Source organism: Micromonospora sp. NBS 11-29 (assembly GCF_002140155.1).
Classification (GTDB): domain Bacteria; phylum Actinomycetota; class Actinomycetes; order Mycobacteriales; family Micromonosporaceae; genus Micromonospora.
The window spans coordinates 500,507-518,474 of sequence record NZ_NAPR01000013.1 but is presented as its reverse complement, the minus strand read 5'-3'; the positions used below and the strand labels follow the sequence as shown (position 1 = coordinate 518,474).

At 69.9% G+C, this 17,968-nt stretch carries 12 protein-coding genes and 2 pseudogenes; 7 read left to right on the top strand and 7 right to left on the bottom strand.

Annotated features, from left to right (window positions below):
* Positions 1-358 precede the first annotated feature (358 nt).
* A pseudogene (locus B1205_RS18785) lies at positions 359-1,641 on the top strand (helix-turn-helix domain-containing protein).
* Complete coding sequence (locus tag B1205_RS18780; RefSeq protein WP_254910032.1) at positions 1,638-2,537, top strand: phosphotransferase enzyme family protein; 900 nt, start codon at positions 1,638-1,640, stop codon at positions 2,535-2,537. The pseudogene B1205_RS18785 and the gene B1205_RS18780 overlap by 4 nt, the downstream one beginning before the upstream one ends.
* 560 nt (positions 2,538-3,097) lie before the next feature.
* Here B1205_RS18780 and B1205_RS18770 read toward each other — a convergent pair.
* Both B1205_RS18770 and B1205_RS18765 read right to left on the bottom strand, forming a co-directional pair.
* Entirely contained in the window at positions 3,098-3,943 is an 846-nt protein-coding gene (locus tag B1205_RS18770; RefSeq protein WP_089156778.1) for a GIY-YIG nuclease family protein, read from the bottom strand.
* On the bottom strand, positions 3,936-5,120 hold the full coding sequence (locus B1205_RS18765; RefSeq protein ID WP_254910031.1) for a DNA cytosine methyltransferase: 1,185 nt from the start codon (positions 5,118-5,120) through the stop codon (positions 3,936-3,938). Before B1205_RS18765 ends, B1205_RS18770 begins: the two co-directional genes overlap by 8 nt.
* 122 nt (positions 5,121-5,242) lie before the next feature.
* On the opposite strand from B1205_RS18765, the pseudogene B1205_RS33075 reads away from it, so the two are divergent.
* Positions 5,243-5,802, top strand: a pseudogene (locus B1205_RS33075) (DUF3427 domain-containing protein); the annotation flags it as partial.
* Between the two features lie 72 nt (positions 5,803-5,874).
* Here the strand turns inward: B1205_RS33075 and B1205_RS18755 are convergent.
* Positions 5,875-7,269, bottom strand: a complete 1,395-nt coding sequence (locus tag B1205_RS18755) for a cell wall-binding repeat-containing protein (RefSeq protein WP_140158096.1) — start codon at positions 7,267-7,269, stop codon at positions 5,875-5,877.
* Between the two features lie 433 nt (positions 7,270-7,702).
* Between B1205_RS18755 and B1205_RS18750 the strand changes: the two genes are divergently transcribed.
* Positions 7,703-8,155, top strand: coding sequence for a PH domain-containing protein (locus B1205_RS18750; RefSeq protein WP_140158095.1), 453 nt, complete (start codon positions 7,703-7,705; stop codon positions 8,153-8,155).
* Positions 8,156-8,212: 57 nt separating this feature from the next.
* Here B1205_RS18750 and B1205_RS18745 read toward each other — a convergent pair whose 3' ends face one another.
* Positions 8,213-10,372, bottom strand: a complete 2,160-nt coding sequence (locus tag B1205_RS18745) for an MMPL family transporter (protein WP_089156775.1) — start codon at positions 10,370-10,372, stop codon at positions 8,213-8,215.
* Positions 10,373-12,300: 1,928 nt separating this feature from the next.
* Here B1205_RS18745 and B1205_RS18730 point away from each other — a divergent pair.
* Together B1205_RS18730 and B1205_RS18725 are read left to right on the top strand one after the other, a co-directional pair.
* Positions 12,301-13,116, top strand: a complete 816-nt coding sequence (locus tag B1205_RS18730; RefSeq protein WP_089156772.1) for a hypothetical protein — start codon at positions 12,301-12,303, stop codon at positions 13,114-13,116.
* A 114-nt stretch (positions 13,117-13,230) separates the two neighbouring features.
* Positions 13,231-13,965 carry a YqjF family protein gene (locus B1205_RS18725; protein ID WP_089156771.1) on the top strand — a complete coding sequence of 245 codons (735 nt, stop codon included), beginning with the start codon at positions 13,231-13,233 and terminating at the stop codon, positions 13,963-13,965.
* A 118-nt stretch (positions 13,966-14,083) separates the two neighbouring features.
* Here the strand turns inward: B1205_RS18725 and yidD are convergent, their stop codons facing one another.
* Entirely contained in the window at positions 14,084-14,452 is a 369-nt protein-coding gene (gene yidD, locus B1205_RS18720) for a membrane protein insertion efficiency factor YidD (protein WP_254910073.1), read from the bottom strand.
* 126 nt (positions 14,453-14,578) lie between these two features.
* On the opposite strand from yidD, the gene B1205_RS18715 reads away from it, so the two are divergent.
* On the top strand, positions 14,579-15,439 hold the full coding sequence (locus tag B1205_RS18715) for an AraC family transcriptional regulator (RefSeq protein WP_089156769.1): 861 nt from the start codon (positions 14,579-14,581) through the stop codon (positions 15,437-15,439).
* Here B1205_RS18715 and B1205_RS18710 read toward each other — a convergent pair.
* Together B1205_RS18710 and B1205_RS18705 are read right to left on the bottom strand one after the other, a co-directional pair.
* Complete coding sequence (locus tag B1205_RS18710) at positions 15,436-16,746, bottom strand: phosphotransferase family protein (RefSeq protein ID WP_089156768.1); 1,311 nt, start codon at positions 16,744-16,746, stop codon at positions 15,436-15,438. The genes B1205_RS18715 and B1205_RS18710 overlap by 4 nt on opposite strands.
* 64 nt (positions 16,747-16,810) lie before the next feature.
* Complete coding sequence (locus B1205_RS18705) at positions 16,811-17,932, bottom strand: hypothetical protein (protein ID WP_089156767.1); 1,122 nt, start codon at positions 17,930-17,932, stop codon at positions 16,811-16,813.
* Between the last annotated feature and the right edge of the window lie 36 nt (positions 17,933-17,968).

Here is a 17,968-nt window from a genome sequence, read left to right as displayed (position 1 = left end):
AGCGGGGGCAAGCCGGGGCAGTGATCGGGTACGGCGGGCATGGGTGGGCGCCTCCGGGGTTGGGTGTCGGTAGCGGCACCGGGGCGGGCGGGAGCGGCGAGAAGCGCGATCGGGAGCGCGGTACCGCCGGAGCCAGCACCCGCCCCGGGCCATACGTCGACTCTCACCCTTGATCGGCCAAGGCTGTATTCCCTGGTGATCGTCGACTTCATACACGCTCGGCATACTTTCAGTAACGGTTAGCTCGCATTACGTGAGCGTCGACGATATGCGTGGTATGCATACCGGCACGCCGCGGATCGGTTTGAATGGTTAGGCTCGATTTCGGACACAGCCACCCGCGAGAGCGAGGTTGCCGGTGACACTCGCGAACTGTCCCCGCTGCGGCGGACGCCTGGCCCGTGACAACTCCAGTGGGCGCTGCGCGCCCTGCCAGGCCGCCGAGCGGGATCGTTTGAGCGGGCCACCGGTGGTGCCGGAGTCGTTCTGGGAACACGAACCGGTGCGGACCGCGCTGGCCGAGCGGCACCTCGGTCGAGTGATTCGTGCGTACCGATACCACCCGTATCACGGGCGGAGCCCGCTGCCGCAGACCGTGGTGGCGCGGTGGTTCAGGATCACGCAGGCCCAACTAAGCCGGATCGAGAACGGGCCAGCGCTGGTGCACCTGGATCGGCTGGCGCATTGGGCGGCGTTACTTGGCATCCCACCGACACATCTCTGGTTCGCAACCGGCCCGCACTCCCCGGCAGACGCTCCATTCGGCTCGAACCATGTCGGACCTGACGAGGGCAGGCGTGCACTGCTGGCCGGCATCGCCGCTGTGGCGGTCGGCGCCGGACTGGTCGGCGGAGCCGGGGATGCCCCGCCGCGCCGCATCGGCAGTGCGGACGTCGCACGGCTGAACGCCGTACTGGACCTGTACCGGTCGGTGGACCGCGAGAGCGGCGGCGGCCTGCTCTACCGGGAGATCGCCCGTTTCGCTGAGTCGGTGTACCGCACGCTGGACTGGTCTCATCCGACAGGGCTAACGCCCAGCCTGGTCGCCGCAGTAGCGGCGGCTCGTCAGTTGGCCGGTTGGACCGCGCTCGACGCCGGCCGACACTCGGACGCCCAACGACATTTCGTTGCCGCTGAACGGGCNCTGCAGTTGGCGCACACCCAGCTCGGATCGCGGGCTACGCCGGCAGTGAAGGCTTTACTCTGGGGTGCGGAAGCCGCCTCGGCTGCGGCGCTTGCAGACCACCAGGAAGCGCTGAACCTGCTCGGTCGGGCGACTGAACAGTTCGAGCGCATAGACCCTGATCGCGAGCCAACGTGGGTGGCCTTCTACGACCGAGGCGAGCTGCTTGCCCAGTACGGTCGGGTGTACCGAGACATGGCACGGCAAGCGGGCACACATGCTTTGCGGGCGGTGCAGAGTGCGGAGAGCGCCATCGCGGCCTTCGGCCCTGCGAATGTCCGCAGCATGGTGCTCAACGAGGTCGGCCTGTGCAGTGCGCTCTTCCTGGCNCCCTCAGCTCCCGCCGCGTGGTCGACCGAGTCGTCAACCTGCGCCGTGACCTCAGGCAGTATCGCAGGATGCCGAAGGTCGCCGAGTTTGAGCGTGCGCTGAAGGCGCGGGCTGCGGTCAGCATATGAGCGGACGCTTCTCGAAAGAAGTGATGACCCGAGCCATGCGGGAGATCGCGGCCGGTCTCGGCGTCCCGACCGAGGATGCTCGGCTGCTCCGCCTGACCAATAATGCGGTGTTCGCGCTGCCGAGTTCTGGTCTCGTCATCCGGATCGCCCGGACGCATCGCCTACGAGACAGGGTCACGAAGGTCGTCCAGCTCGCCCGCTGGTTCGCCGAGATCGACGCGCCGACGATCCGCCTAGCGCCGGAGGTCGTGCAACCCATCGAGGTCGCCGATCTGACTGCATCGGTGTGGACCTACGTTCCTGGGAACGCCTCGGCTCCGACTGTGGAAGACTTGGGTTCAGCCTTGCGCCGCTTCCACGCACTCGACTCGCCGCCTTTCTCCGTCGCTACCTGGGATCCGGTTGAAGATGCCCGTAGACGCCTGGTTGATGCCGACGGGCTAAGCGCGGAGGATCATGACTATCTCAAGGCGCGGTGCGACTACTTAGAGCCACAGATTGCCAAACTCAATCAGCGTTCGGAGCGAAAGCTGATTCATGGAGACGCCCATGTCGGCAACCTGCTGCGCGATCCATCTGGCCGGGTCGTCTTCTGCGACTTCGACGCCACCTGCGTCGGACCGTGGCAGGTCGACTTGGCGGCGGTCGCTGTCGGCGCGGCACGTTTTGGGAATGGCGAAGCGCACCGTAGGCTCACTGACGCCTACGGGTACGATATCACCTCCGACCGCGACTGGACCGTTCTGCGGGAGGCGCGCGAACTTAAGATGATCGCAGCTGCAGCCCCTCTTCTCGCTAGTTCTGCAGCGGTGGCGGCTGAATTCGCCCTACGAATGCGGTCCATCTATCAAGAAGATCCAATTAGGCATTGGACGCCATTTGCTGATCTCATGTAATTACGCTGCGATGCAAGCGCAGAGATCGTCGGCTGATATCTCCCGGCGTGTCAGCCCACGCGAGTCATCCAGCATTCGCTGCCCTATCAATCAATCCTCAGCACCCCTCCCCGGTAGCAAGGGCACGCCGCCGGCGGACCGTCTCTTCGACACGGGAGGCAGCGGCACTAGGGGCTTCGTGCTCCCATACCGTGATCAGCACCCAACCGGCATCTCGTAGCAAATCTTCGTTCTTTCGGTCCCGAGCAACGTTTCGATCGATCTTGGCGACCCAATATTCACTATTGGCGGTTGGCCTGCGATGGTGTTCAGGGCAGCCATGCCAAAAGCAGCCACGTACTTCTACGGCCACCCGAGCCGGCCGAAAGACTATGTCAGCCTTCATCCGCAGCTCAGGAAGCGGCTTTACANCTTGGTGTCGCGACTGCGGTTCGACTGCATAGACCGGCGCACAGCCGGTGTGGACGCCCAAGAGCCACCAGCCGTGCTCCTTTTCCCGAGAGACATATCAGCAAACAGCCAAACCGCTTTGGCCGGTGACTATCTGACGTCTCGCGAGCCTATTCGTTTTCCAAGCCGCCGTTCTCTTCTTCTTCCTCAGTTTCTGTCTCATCCTTGTCTTTCCGTCCCCGCGGATCGGAGGGTTCGTACAGAACGGTGCCAACGAGGCCCTCGACATCGATTGCCGAAGCGGAGGGCTCGGGTCGTCCTTCAACATATGCGAGGCGGACGGCTGAGATGTGCGCTAGACGTACGGCCTGGATCACCAGAACTCTCCGCAGACCCTCTGACACTTCCCCGCGTTCATGAGCCACCGCAGCAAGCCGGGCGATGGTTTCTGCTCGCCGCGCGATGCGCACATCTGGATGACCCCGCTCCTTGCGAGTATCAGCACTAATCAAGGGGAATCCCTGCGAGGGCGGCAACTTAACTGGATGAGATAGCGGAGGGATTTTTTCGTTGAGAATGGCGTGAAAACGGCTTTCCTCAATCGCCCTCAAGTAGGCGGCGTACTCCACCGCATCTAGACGCTTTCTCGCCGCCTCGTAGCCCTCCTTGTCACCCTTCTTGGTCAGCGTCTCATACTCCCACAGAGGCCACAGCCGCATTTCCGCAACCTCAAACACGTCCAGAATCCTCATAGCGACAGCATCAGTCCGCTGGTTCGTCAAATGCCGCCGGATGCGTGTGCGAAGCTTCTCGTTTGTTTGTCCGACGTAGATGGGCTCGCCGTCGTAATCATAGAAGGCGTAGACACCCCAGCGAGCATCAGCCCATTTGCGACCATAGGCGTCACTCGCCGATAGAGCCTCCTCCAGAAGGCCGCGAAAATCACGAACAGAAGTTGCTGGAAGCTTGCTCTTCGCCGGCTTGCTCTTCTTCGACGACCGGTTGGCGTCAACCATTGACGACTGCCAACTTGAGTGCAGTGCGCGTCTGCAAGCTACCCAGCACGAGAGGCACCAAGTAGTGCTTCGCCAGCCACGACACCACCGGCACACATACGGCGTCACCGAAGCCAAAGAGAACCTGATTGCTACGGAGGTTGTCGAGCGTGTAGTTCCCGGCTCCCATCAGGCGCGCATACTCAAGCGGAGTCATCCACCGTACGCGGACGGCTCCATTGCCCACTTCTACTACCGCCTGCTTTGATGACCCGCCGCGGGCGGTCCGCAGACATCCAGAGATGTCATCGGGACGAATTTCCCAAGTCGGCTTACCGTTCCGTGTCCGGCGGTAAGCAGTGCGGTAGGTCACGTTGGCCTGTGCCTTCAATTTCTCAAGCCGCTCTGCCTGCATCGGCGACAAGGAGCCGAGGAACGCGTCCCGACGCTTCTCCTCCCACCAGCCGTCAGGAGCGACCTGCTCCACGAGGTCAGAGAGCCCGGAGGTGAGGGGAGGGGGCGGAGTGGGGAGCTTCGCCCGGTGAGTCCTTAGGGAAGGGTCGCCAAAGGGTGCGAGGAGCCAGTCAGGGCGAAGCTCGCTGTTTGGAACCGGCTCATCGGCTGGAGGGTTCAAAGCCCCAATGACGAACAGGCGGGGACGCGACTGCGGCACGAAACGCCTTGCATCGAGGGTCAAGACGTCCGCTGAGTAGCCGAGGCGATTGAGTTCACGGATGGCAGTCGCCAAATCTTCGCCGCCGTGGCTTGTGGCGAACCCAACGACATTCTCAAGCGCGACGACGGGCGGGCGGGCGTCTTGCCCCATCTCGTCCAGGACGTTGGTGAAGCCCCAGAATGTCGATGATTCACTGCCGCTCAGCCCTCTACGCCAGCCGGCCAGGGAGAGATCGGTGCAGGGGAAGGAGGCCCATGCGAGAGCAAGGTTGGAAGGCATGTCGCTGCCCTTGACCTTACCGACGTCGCCTGGCTTGAAGACGTGGCCGTCGTCTTTCCCGAAGTGGCCTTCGTACATCTCCTGCTTGGCTGGCTCGATGTCGTTGGACCACACAACGCTGAGACCGGCTTGCTCCAAGCCAAGGCGGACAAGGCCGATGCCCGCGAAGAACTCGGCGGCTGTGGGCTTGGAAGCGACGTCCGGCCCTGTCGGGACACTCTTCAGCGTTGGTGCGATCTTCACCCTGGCGACCCTAAGTCAAAACCCTTCGTAGGTCGATCCTGCGTGGCAGGTGTCGCAGGGCCACTTGAGCCCTCCGCTGGATCCAACGATGCTCACGGTAGCGAGACTTGCTGATGGCACCGCCCACCTCGAGCAGACGGCTGGTGAATTCCCAGTCAATCTGGGGGCCGGCGGTGCCGTTGACCGAACGCGATGCTCGGCTCAAGCGGCTGTGGGCGGAGCCGGCGCGGTGCGCGGAGCTATGGCAGGTCGCCGACGTGCTGCGCGACCGGATCCACCGGGTGAGCGAGCGGCCCGCCCCTGGGCGGGTGCCGCTGCGGGTCCACTCCCGCTACAGCCAGAACGAGGCGTGCGCGGCGTTCGGCATGACGAACCCGGGATCGTTGCGCGAGGGGGTGAAGTGGTTGCCGGACGAGAAGGCGGATCTCTTCTTCGTCACACCTCGGAGGCGTCGGCGAACGGCCGGCGGTACGTCGGCCATGTCGCGCAGGGGTCGACGGTACACCTGTTCGTGCGGGAAACCAGGGTGGCCGACCGCGACCTTGGCGCACCGCCGTACCTGTATGCCGGGCCGATGACCTATCAGGAGCACAGCGGTGACCGACCGATGCGCATCGTCTGGGAGCTGCGGCATCCGCTGCCGGCCGACATGTACGCCGCCGCCCGGGCGGTCGCCGCATGACTGGCTGATGACGCCCTACGACTCAGCTCGAAAGGCGGGAAGAGAGCATCACTGCCAAACGCGTCCGCCCGGTCAGTTGCCGCCGTCGCCGTACCGGCCGCCGGTGGCCTGCTTCCACACCCGCCGGTTCGACATCTCCGAGATGTAGTCGACGTGCGCCTGCAACGGCCACGACAGCATCGAATAGTCCCCGATCACGAACGTCATGTTGTACGGCCCGTCGGCCGGCGTCGTGATGAACGTCGGCGCCACCATCTTGTAGTAGTCCTCCACCTCCGACGGCAGTTTGCCGGAGTTGTCGGTCAGCAGCAGCGGCGCGTGGTAGCCGAGGTGCGACAGCGGGGCGGACGCGACCGCGCCCTGCCAGTTGTCGATGTTCACCAGCGTGAAGCCGTGGCCGGGGCCGAGGATGTTCCAGCCCATCATGCCGGCCGGGTCCCACATCTTCGCGAACGCCACGGACAGGTTGAACGGCGTGGTCGTGGCCGGCGTGTTGAAAGCGACCGCGTCGTCCGCGTCGACGCGGGTCACGCTGCCGTATTCGCCGAGTTTCTTCACCACCGACGCGGACACCTGGTCGGGGCCGCCGAAGACGTAGATCAGGGCGTGGCCGTTGCGGCGTTTGAGCGCGTCGATCGTCGGCTTGGGAATGCTGTTCCGGTGCGACCAGAGCAGCCCGGCCGGCATGTGCGACGCCCAGTGCGTGGCGGGCAGGTAGTACTGCCAGTCGCGGCCGTCCGCCGAGCCGATCAGCACGTCCTGCGCCCCGTTGCCGCCGGTGCTGGCGCTCGTCTCCATCTGCGGGACGCCCAGGTCCGGGTTCTGGATGCTCCCGTACAGCTTGTCGATGTTGTTGGACAGTTCGAAGACGTTGCGGCCGGTGACCGCCTCCCATTTCACCCCGATGGCGGTGAGCTGCCGTTTGACGGCGTCGTTCGCGGCGGTGCCGACCAGGAACGCGTCGACGTCGTTACGCCGGACGATGCCGGTGTCACCGAGACGCTTGATCTCGTTGAGCGTGACCGCCGGGATGCCGGTCCGGGTGACGTACAGGATCGGTGCGTCGTCCGGGAAGTGCAGCAGCGGCACGGCCGAGATCGCCTGGAGTGGGTCGTCGGGTGTGACCAGCGTCAGCCCCCACGGCCGGTCGGGCACGTTGTCGGTTTCCCCCGGTGCGTTCTCCGGCAACGCCGCCGGCCAGATGTGCTGGGTCACCGACACCGCCTCCTGGAACGGGTCGGTGCCCCAGAGGCGGGTGGTCGTCTTGGTGGCGATGGTCGGCACCAGGCTCGGGGCCTCGGGCGGCGACGGGACGTCGAAGTCCCGGCCGCACACCACCCCGAACGGCCACAGGTTCGGGTCCGGCGACGGGCACGAGCTGCTCGGCGTGGGCTCCGGACCGGCGGCCGCCGGGGTGGTAGCCAGCGCCGTCCGGGTCACGCCGCCCGGGATCGTCACACCCACCACGAATGACAGGGCGCACAGCACCGCCACGCCCGCCACCGGGAACGGTCCCGGATGACGCGCTGACACTCGGGTCCACCTGAGGTTCCACATGCGGATCACCCCTCGCTCGGCCGGGGACCCGATCCTTCCTCGGGCGACGTCATCCGAGCGTGACCAGCACCCGGCGGTGGCGTGCCGGGATGGTGACGGCCGACCGGCTCAGCGCCAGCCAGGAAACCCGGACGAGCCTCGGGTACGACCGCGAGTGCGTCCCCGTGAGGGCTGAGCGCCCTTTGCTACGGTCGGCGGACCGGCGGCCTGGCGCACCACATGGTGGCGGAAGAGGTGAAGCGTGCACGTCGATCCGATGGGGCGCAGGGGCAGGGATCGAGTCTTCCGGGGGGTCGCCGATCGGTGGATCGGACGGCTACTTCTGCTGTTCGTGGTGGTGGCGGTGCCGAAGGCGTTGTCCGAGCCGAGCCTGGCCGGAATCCCGTTCGACCTCGGCACCGCCGCCGTTTTCGCGATCATCGGCTGGGTCTGCTTCCGGATGGGCTTCCGCGCCCAGTTGGCGGCCCGCCGCGACCACTTCGAGGTGGTGAATCTGCTGACCGTCGAACGTATCCCCTACCATGACGTGGCTGATGTCCACATCGATCAGCTCTCGGTCCGCATCACCCTGACATCGGGACGACGTGTCCGGGCCTGGGGTCTCGCCGACTCGCTGCTGAACACCGGCGGATCCGAGCGACAAAACCTGGCGGACCGCCTCCGCCTGATCGCCGCCGAGCGGCAGACCGGTGCGGCCCCGCGCCGTACCCGCAGTCGCCTCCCCGACCGGTGGGCGCCGGTCGCCCTGTTCGCGCTCTTCTCCGGCGCGATCGTCCTCCGCCTCGTGACGCAGTGACTCCACCGGCAGGCGGTCCGCCCCGGCGGGAGTCGACCCGGCCGGGGCGGACCACCGTCAGACCTGGGTCGCGGCCACCGGCTCCGGTGGCGGGGTGGCCGTGCCGCCGTTGCGCCGCTCGTCGCCGTGCCCCGGCCACCACGCCTTGTGTCCGATCAGCCCGGTCAGCGCCGGCACGAAGAACATCGACATGACGAACGCGGACAGCACGATCCCGATCGCCACCGCGAAGCCCATCTGCTGGAGGAACGAGATCGGCGCGATGATCAGCACGCCGAACGTGCCGGCCAGGATCAGCCCGGCCGCGGCGACCGTCGGGCCGGCGTGTTCCACCCCGATGGCGGCGGCCTGGTGGGGTTCGTGGCCCTCCCGTGCCTCCTCGCGTAGTCGGGCGATCATCAGGATGTTGTAGTCGGTGCCGATCGCCACCACGAACAGGTAGAGGATGATCGGCAACTGGAACGTGACGCCGGGATTGCCCTGGAGCCCCTGGAACACGTAGACGGTCGCGCCCAGCGTGGCCGCGAAGTTGAGCAGCACCGCGATCACCAGGTAGACCGGCGCGACGAGGCTGCGCAGCAGCAACGCCAGGATCAGCGCGATCAGACCGGCGGCGACCGGCAGGATCACCGACAGGTCGCGGTTGTTGGCCGAGTTGATGTCAGCGAAGATCGCGGTGGGCCCGCCCACCAGCGCCCTGGTGCCCGATGGCGCCTTGGCGTGCAGGTCGTCACGCAGGTCGTCGCGGACCAGGCTGATCGCCTCGTTGGAGACCGGGTTCTCGTCGAGCAGCAGGTTGATCCGGGCGACGCCCGGGTCGGTGGTGCTGCGCTCCGCCGGCTGCACCCGGGCCACGCCGGGCGCGCTCGCCGCCGCGGTGGCGAACTCGTTGACCTGCTGCTCGGTGAGCGGGGTGCCGTTGCCGGTGGTCAGGTACACCTCGGTGGGCGCCAGCGCGCCGGCCGCGAACCCACGCTGGAGGTCCTTGGCGGCCCGCGCCGACTCGGTGTCCTGCGGGAAACCGGCGCTGAAGTCGTAGTCGGCCTTGTACCCGAGCACCCCGGCGGCGAGCGCGACCAGCAGCGCGCCGGAGGCCGCGGCCACCACGGCGGGCCGGCGACCGATGGCGGCGCCGAGCCGCCGGGACAGGGTCGCCTCGGGTACGCGCTGCCACGCCTTCGACGGCCAGAAGACCCACCGGCCGAGCAGCGACACGACCGCCGGGATCAGGGTCAGCGAGGTGATCAGCATGACGCCGACGGCGATGGCGAGCGCCGGGCCGAGTGAGCCGAAGAAGCCGAGTGAGGCGAGCAGCAGCACCAGGAACGCGACGATGACCGCGCCCGCGGCGGACGTGATGACCTCGCCGACCCGCTGCACCGAGACGATCATGGCGGTGCGCTTGTCGTCGCCGGCGCGCAGCCGTTCCCGGTAGCGGAACAGCAGAAAGAGGATGTAGTCGGTGCCGATGCCGAACAGGACGATCAGCAGGATGGTCTGGAGGTCCTGGCTGACGTTGAGGTCGAACGCCTTTCCGGCGGCGGCGACCAGCCCGGTGGTGACGGTGATGACCACGCTGATCACCACCACGGGCAGCAGCGCGGCGATCGGGCTGCGGAAGATGATCAGGATCAGACCGATGATGAGGACGATGGTGGCGATGCCGACGACCGCGAACGCGGAGTTGAACGTGTCCTCGTTGTCGACGAAGCTCGCCACGTCACCGGCCACCCCGGCGGTCAGCCCGCTGCCGGACAGCTCCGGCCCGATGGCGGCGCGCAGGTCGCGTACGGCGTCGAGCAGGCCCGGGTCGTCGGGGGTGTCGGCGTCGAGACCGACGGCGACCACCTGCACCGACTTGTCCGGCGCGACGGCCTGCGGGCCGGTGACGTAGCCGCTGGTCTGCGGGATGTTGCGGGCCTTGAGCGCCTGGGCGAGCTGACCGACCCGCGCCTCGTCGGCCGGGGTGAGCGGCGTCCCGTCGCTGCGCTTCACCACCACGCTGGCGGTGGCGGTCGCCGCCTGCGGGAACGACTTGCTGGCCAGCTCGGTGGCCTGCACCGACTCGTAGGAGTGCGGCAGGAAGCTCTCCTGGTCGGCCGAGGTGATGTCACTCAACGACGGGCTGGTGACGATGATGGCGATCGCGGCGAGCAGCCAGCCGCCGATCACCCACCATGCCTTGCCCACGACGAATCTGCCCAGGCGCTCGAACATCGTTTCCCCCGTGTGTTCGACTGTGTCGCGGGCATCTTACCCTCCGCCACCAATCCTTTTCGGACGGCACGCGTTAATCAGTCGATGGCTCCGACGGTCGGCCGAACGTCCGTACCCGATCGGTCCGGCGGCCGTGAGCGGGGTGCGTTCGCCCCCTGGGCTGGTTAGGCGGGCGTCGATACAGTCCGGTCCATGGGGCCGGTGGGCGCGATCACGCGAAGGGCGGGCGTCGTCGTGGCGGTGGCGGCGTGGGTCGCCTCCATCTTCCTCATGTCCCTCGTCGTGGGAACCGCGGCGGAACCCACCGAGACGCCCAGCGACCCGTCGCCGCCGCCGTCGTGGATCCGCCCGGAGCCCGACCGTAAGGGGACCGTGACCACCGTCCTGTCCCCTGCGGGCGACCGGGTCGACATCCGCACCGACTACGTGGTGTCCATGCGGGCCGATGATCCGCTCGCGGTGGCCGCGCGGGCCGGCGACCTCGACGGCGCGGAGGCGGCCGACCGGTTGTTCCACGAGGACGTCACGGCCAACGGGTTGTTGCATGTCGACACGTCGCCGCCGACGGTGTCGTGGAGCAGCGACGACCCCACCTGCGTCATGCGTTTCACCACCAGTGGCTGGCTGAGTCTGCTGCCGGGCGAAACCACACTCCTGAGCCTGCAGTCGCTGCGGGAGGACCATCCTGCGGTCCCCCGTCAGCACCTGAAGGTGCGCGTCGTGGGCGACCTCCGGATCGTGGGGAGCGCGGGCGCCCGCCTGCTCCGCCAGAGCGATCGGGAGGCCGAATTCGACGGGCCTCCCGGCGGGGTGAGCATTTCGCTTCATCGGGAGGATGGCACCGCGCCGCCGACGGCGGCTCCGGTGGTGGACTTCTCCGACGACGAGTCCGGCAGCGACCTCTTGACGCTGGCCAGTGGTTGGAGCATCCCCGCCTCGGCGCTCCTCCTGGCCCTCCCGTGGCTGGTGCTGACGGCGTCGACCCGACGGGATGGTGCGTTGGGTCGACTGCTCCGGCCGGTGTGGCCGCTGCGCTGGCTCGTCGGTCTCGCCGTCCTCGCGGGCGGCATTCTGGCCTTCCTCACCCCCGGGCCGACCAACGGGCCCTGGTTCAGCGAAGGCTTCCTCGCGCTCAGCTCGTTGCCCCTGTCCACGGCGGTCGGGGCCATCCTGCTCACCGGTATCGTCCTGCCCAGCGAGCCGAACCGGCGGCCGCCGGGCTGGCCGACCGCGACCGGACTGCTGCTGTTGCTGCTCGCCGCTGTCTGGCTCGTACTCTCCAACGGCGAAGTGGCGCCCGGTCACTCCTGGGCGGACCTCACCGACACCATGTCGCTCGCGGTCGCCGCCGGCACGGCCGCCGCGTGGCTGCTCACCTCCTGGCGCTGGGCGCCCCTGGGCGGTGCCGTCGCCGGCATGGCGTGGGCGCTCGCCACCCTGACGCTGGTCTGCGCGGGCCGGTATCCGGAGCACGGACTGACGGCCCTCGCGATCGCCGGAGCCGGCCTGGCGCTCTTCGTGGTGCCCGCCCTCCCCGACAAACGCTGGCCGGTCCTGGTCGCCGTGGCGCTGCTCGGAGCCACCCTGTTCATTCCGATCTGGGGGATCGGCGCCTACGGCCCCGACGACGTCTACTACTCGACGGACTTCGACGACCCCACCGGCACCACGGTCGACGGTGCCCGGCTGGCGCAGGTGATGCTGCTGGCCTGGACCTTCCTCTACCTGGCCCGCGTCGGCCGGCGGATGTCGAACACCGTCGCGTCCTGGTCGTGGGCGCTGGCCTTCGCCGGCCTGCTGGCTCTGGCCAGTGAGGTCGGGCCGAGCACCTGGTTCAACCTGCTCGGGGTGGCCGCGACCGCGGCCCTCTGGCCCTGGGCCACCGGCCGGCGGAAANGCGGGCCGAGATCCGCCGCCGGATCGCCGAGTTGGGCGCGCACGACTTCTACCGGTCCGCGCGCACCCAGTTGCGGGAACAGACCCTGAGCCTCGACGAGTACGACCGCGGCCAGCACAAGCTCGACGAGGCCGCAACCATCAGGGGTAAGAGCATCCGGGGCGTACCGCTGTCCGGCGCGCTCGCCACGAACGCCGGGGAGACGCCGTCGGCGAACGCGCTCGCCGCGATCTACTGCGCGGTGCCGGTCGCCGTGACCATCGCCGGCTTCGACCTGTGGAACTTCCTGGCCGGTCCGGGCCACCCGTGGGCGTACTCATCGGGGTTGGAGCTCGCCTGGACGCTCGTGCGTGTCTTCCGGTGGATCGGCTACGCCGCCCTGTACGGGTTCTTCTACCCCCTCATCCGGGGGCGCACCCCGGTCGCGAAGGCCATCACGCTCGCGTTGCTCGTCATGCCGTCCGAGTTGCTGTCCGTCACCGGCGCGCTCGACTTCACGCCCCCGGCGGATGAGGCCGGCATCTACCGCAGCCTGCTGCTCGGCCTCGCCATCCGGCTGGGACAGGTCATCGTCTTCTCGGTCGTCCTCGGGCTCGCCTGGGAACGCCGGCTGGCACGTCTCGCCGGGTACGGGTGGAGCCGGGTACGCAACGTCCGCAGCCTGCGTGCGCTGGCCACGCCCGCCACGACGGTCGTGGTGGCGGCCGCAACGGCGCTCGGGACGGCCCTGGCGGGAACCGCGGTCGCCGCCCTGTTGTCCACGCCCGGCCCGACGGCACCCTCACCCGGCCCGTCGCCCGCCCCGCCCGCCACGTCACCGACCTCCGCGCCGCCACCCGGTCGCTAGGCGCGGAGTGTCGCAGGGGGCTCGTAGTCTGGGCCGGTCATCGACGATCGCAGGGAGGCGACGTGCGCGATGTGGTGGCCAGCGGCCCGGTCTGCCGCCGTCCGGAGTGACGCGGTGGAGATCGAGCCGGTCGAGCACGCCCCCGTCCGCGCCATCCGCCGGGCCTGGCTGGCGCAACGCTGGCACGACCTGACGTTCCTGCACTGGGCGGTGCCGCCGGAACGGGTCGCGCCGCTGCTGCCCGCCGGCACCCGTCCCGACACGATGGACGGGCTGACCTACGTCGGGCTGATCGGCTTCCAGATGGTCGGGGTGGGGCTCGGCCGAGGGCCGGGCGTGCCCTACCTCGGCACGTTCTGGGAGACGAACGTGCGGCTCTACTCGGTCGACGGCGCCGGCCGGCGGGCGGTGGTGTTCCGCTCGCTCGACGCCTCCCGGCTGCTGCCGGTGCTGGTCGCGCGGGTCAGCCTGCGCCTGCCCTACATGTGGTCGGCCATGCGACTCGACCGGGCCGGCGACACGCTCACCTACCGCTGCCGCCGCCGCTGGCCCGGCCCGACCGGGGCGACCAGCCGGATGACCGTACGCGTCGGCCCGCCGATCCCCGAGCCGACGCCGCTGGAGCACTTCCTCACCGCGCGCTGGGGCCTGCACACCCGGGCGTACGGGCGCACCCGGCACCTGCCGAACTGGCATCCTCGGTGGCCGTTGCACCGCGCCGAGCTGCTGCACCTGGACGACGAGTTGGTCACCGCCGCCGGCCTGCCCGCGCCGGACGGCCCGCCGGTCAGCGTGCTGCACTCCCCCGGCGTCCCCGTCGTCTTCGGCGGCCCCACCCCGGTGCCCTGACCGGCTTGATCACCTGCCAGCTCGGCGAAGTGGCGGCATCCACCGCACCGGGACGCCACCACTTCACCGAACTGGCGACGCGACCGCCGGGCCGAGGCGACGCGCCCGGCGAACGCGGTCAGCGCGGCGGGTCGGGAGTGCCGAGCGGGACGTCGGGGCGGCAGCGGCGCACCCGCTCGGCGGCCATCCGACCGCCCACGGCCAGCCCGTGGCGTTCCACCGCGGCCAGCCCGTACGCGCTGCATGTGGGCGTGTAGCGGCACGTCCCCGGCCAGCGGTGCGACAGCCAGCGCCGGTAGCCGAGGATGGCGGCCCGGCCGGCCCGGTCCACCGTCGGCGTCCGCACCAGCCCGGCGGTCACCGAGCCGAGGGTCAGCAGCATGGAGAAGAGGCCGAGGTCGCAGCAGCCCGGTCCGTCACAGTCGGGCAGGTCGCAGTTGCACCCGTCCCCGCTCTTCTTCTTTTTGTTGTGGCGTCGCGTCCGCATGATCACGACGCCATGATGCGACACCCCCGCCAGTCTTGGTCAGCCGACCGCAACGGGTCCGGCGAGGTCGGGTCGGTGGGCGGGCGGACGCCTAGCGTCGAGGACGTAACCAGGAAGGAGCACCGGGTGTTGGATCGCCTCAACCAGGCCATGGACGACCTCGAACAGCGGCTCGACCAGCCGCTCGACGTGGCGGCGCTGGCCCGGGTCGCCTGCGTGTCGGAGCACCACTTCCGGCGGCTGTTCTCGGCGCTGGCCGGGATGCCGCTGTCGGAGTACGTGCGCCGCCGCCGGCTCACCCTGGCCGCCGCCGACGTGCTCGCCGGCCGGGAGTCGCTGCTCGACGTGGCGGTCCGCTGGGGGTACGGCTCGAACGAGGCGTTCGCCCGCGCGTTCCGGGCCGTGCACGGCGTCGGACCGGCCGAGGCCCGGCGGGCCGGGTCGGTGCTGCGGTCCCAGCCCCGGATGTCCTTCCGGCTCGTCGTCGAAGGGAGCACCAGCATGGACTATCGGATCGTGACCAAGGACGCCTTCCGGCTCGCCGGGTTAAAGGCCCGGGCGCCGCTCGTTCACGAGGGGATGAACCCGCACATCGTGGCGTTCGTCAAGGGCATCGAACCGGCCACCGTACGCCGGATCGAGGCGCTGTCCGACCAGGAGCCGAGCGGCATCGTCAACGTCAGCGACGACCTGGCCGGCTCCCGCGCGGAGGGCACCGAGCTGGACTACTGGCACGGCGTGGTGACCGGCGCGGACGTGCCGGACGACCTGGACAGCCTGCCGGTGGCGGCCGGCGACTGGGCGGTGTTCCACAGCTCCGGCGCGTTCCCGCAGACGTTGCAGTACCTGTGGCGGGACGTGTTCACCCAGTGGTTCCCGTCGAACCCGTACGAGACGCGCCCGGGTCCGGAGATCTCGAAGGTACGGATCGCCGAGGGCGGCGGAACCGCCGACGCGGAGCTGTGGATCCCGGTGCGCCGGGTCTAGGGTCGCGCCTCGGCGGCGGCCCGCGCCAACGTGGCCGGCACGTCGTGTACGTGGTAGGGGTGTTCGCTCGGCTCGATGGCGGCGAGGAACATCGCGTACACGGCGGCCAGCCGCAACGCCGCGACCGGCCGCAGCAGGTCGGCGGCGCGGTGCGGGTCGCAGCCGGGCGCGTCGGCCCGCCACCGGTCGGCCCACGCGTCGACCAGCCGGGCGGCGGTGGCCGCGTCCAGGCCCTCGGTGAGGCGCAGAATGTCGAACGCGGGGTGACCGACGAACGCGTCCGCCCAGTCGATGACGACCCGCCGGGTGCCGTCGCCGCGCGCGTTGCCGGGGTGCAGGTCGCCGTGCACGAGCGTGTCGGGCAGCCCGCACCCGCGGACCCGGCGGAGCCGGTCGTCGAGGCCGGCGAGCAGCCCGGCGGCGGCCGACACGTCGTGCCCCGCCAGTCGTTCCCGGATCCACCCGGCCAGCCCCGGCCCACGAAGGTCGGGTACGCCGGCCGCGACCAGCCGATCCACGTCTCCGGCAGCGCGCACCTGCACGCGGTGGTGCTCGGCCGCGATCTCCGCCCGCTCCCTCGGGTCCGCCCCGTACCGGTCCTCCCCCGGCACGTCGTCGAGCAGCACCCGCCCCACCCCGTCGGCGGCCAGGACCCGCACCCCGTCGATCAAGGAGTTCGCGTCCGGAGGGAGATCGACGCCGACACGAACTCCTTGATCACCGGGGCGAGGGGGAGGGTCAATGAGCCAGGTCAGGACGGTCGGCTCGTGGTGGGCGAAGGTGGGGAGCTGTTTGAGCCAGGCCGGGCCGGCCGGGGTGTCCAGGCGCCAGATCGCGGAGAGGTTCCAGGTGCGTTGCTGCGTCACGGCGGTCACCGGGCGACCGAGGCGGCGCAGCTCGTCGGCGGCCCAGGCGACGCTGCGGGCCGGGCCGCCGGGCTCCGCCCACGGCTGGCGCAGCGGATGCGGCGTGCGGTCCACGGCGACCGGTTCCAGGGGTACCGCGGGCGCCGCGGCGCCCACCCCCAGGGGTACGGCGCCCACCCCCAGGGGTACGGCGCCCACTCCCAGGGGTACGGCGGGCGCATCGGCGACCTGCGCCAGGTAGCGGACGTGGCCGCCGGGTGGGCGCGGGCGGTCGGCGTCGAGCAGCCGTAGTACGGCCACGTCGAGGCCGTACCGCCGGCGGGCTCCGTCGACGACCGAGTCGACCTGCTGCCACCACGGTTCGGGCACGCCGAACGGGGGCAGCGCGCCGAGCGGGGCGCCGGCGGCGTCGACGAGGACCAGGGTCACGGTGCGGGACACGGCCGGACGCTATCCCCGACCGGCGGCGACGGCGAACGGTTAAGCGGCGAGCGGCGAGCTGGCCTCAGGTTCGCACGACACGGCGGAGTCCCTGGTGGCCGGCGCACACGTCGGGCTGCCCGCCGGTGCGGCTGACCATGCCGTCGCGGCACTGCACCAGCCAGCCCCGCCCGGCCCAGAACCCGGGTACGCAGGCAAACCAGTCGCAGATCCCGGTGGCCGGTTCGCGGATCCGCTCGCCAGCGCAGAAGTCGTACCCGAAGGGGTTCGCCGGGGCACCGCAGCGGCCCGGCGCGGGTCGGGTGCGCGTCGGCGTCGGGGCGGCGTCGGGGCGTACCCGGGCGGCGGGGGCGACCGGCGGCGCGGGCGTGCCGGTGGACGCGGGGGTGGCGGCGGCGGCCCGCTCCGACCCGGCCCGGGTCGGCGGGTTGGACTCGACGAGCAGGGCCGGCACGGCCAGCGCGAGCGCCGCGCCGACCGCGACCGTCCGCCGCCCGGCGGGTAACCGCGCGGCGGGTCGGTCCTGGCCGGGGGTGAGCACGGCCGGGCGTTCCGGGCGCAGCTCGGCGTGTTCCGCGATCAGGTCGTCGAGTTCGGCGACGACCGCGGCGCGCTGCTCGATCGCGTCGGCGAAGGCCAGCGTCAGCGTGAACCGGAAGTCGGCGACCGCGTTGGTGGGCAGCAGCAACCCCGAGGTACGCCGCCGTTCCAGCACCTGGATCAGGGTGACCGGCGCGGCCGGGTCGTGGGACAGTCCGGTCATCCGCCCGTACGTCCAGTCGCGTCGACCTCGCCCGCCGAGCAGCGCCAGGCGTCGGTTGGTGAGCACGGCCAGCCCGGCGTCGACCACCTTGACGCCTTCCGGGCGGCGGGGGCGCAGCACCGGCGGGTCGGGGTCGACGATCAGCTCCGGGGCCGGCAGCACGGCGGTGTGCCGCACCTCGACCAGTTGCGCGGCCGGCAGCGTCCAGAAGACCACCTCGCCGGGGGCCAGCTCCATCGGCAGGCCCACGCCGGCCTCGACCGACCCGTGGAAGGACACCGCGAGGGTACGCCGCCGCCGTAGTTCGTCGGCGCGGCGGCGCCACGCCTCGTCGGCCGCGCGGAAGGCCCGCTGCCGCCGCTCGTCGCGCCGGTGTGCCCACCGGTGACGCCATGTGGAACCCGTCGAATCAGTCATCGCCACGCCGACTCCTCCGCCGCGCGAGCCCACCGGGGTGTC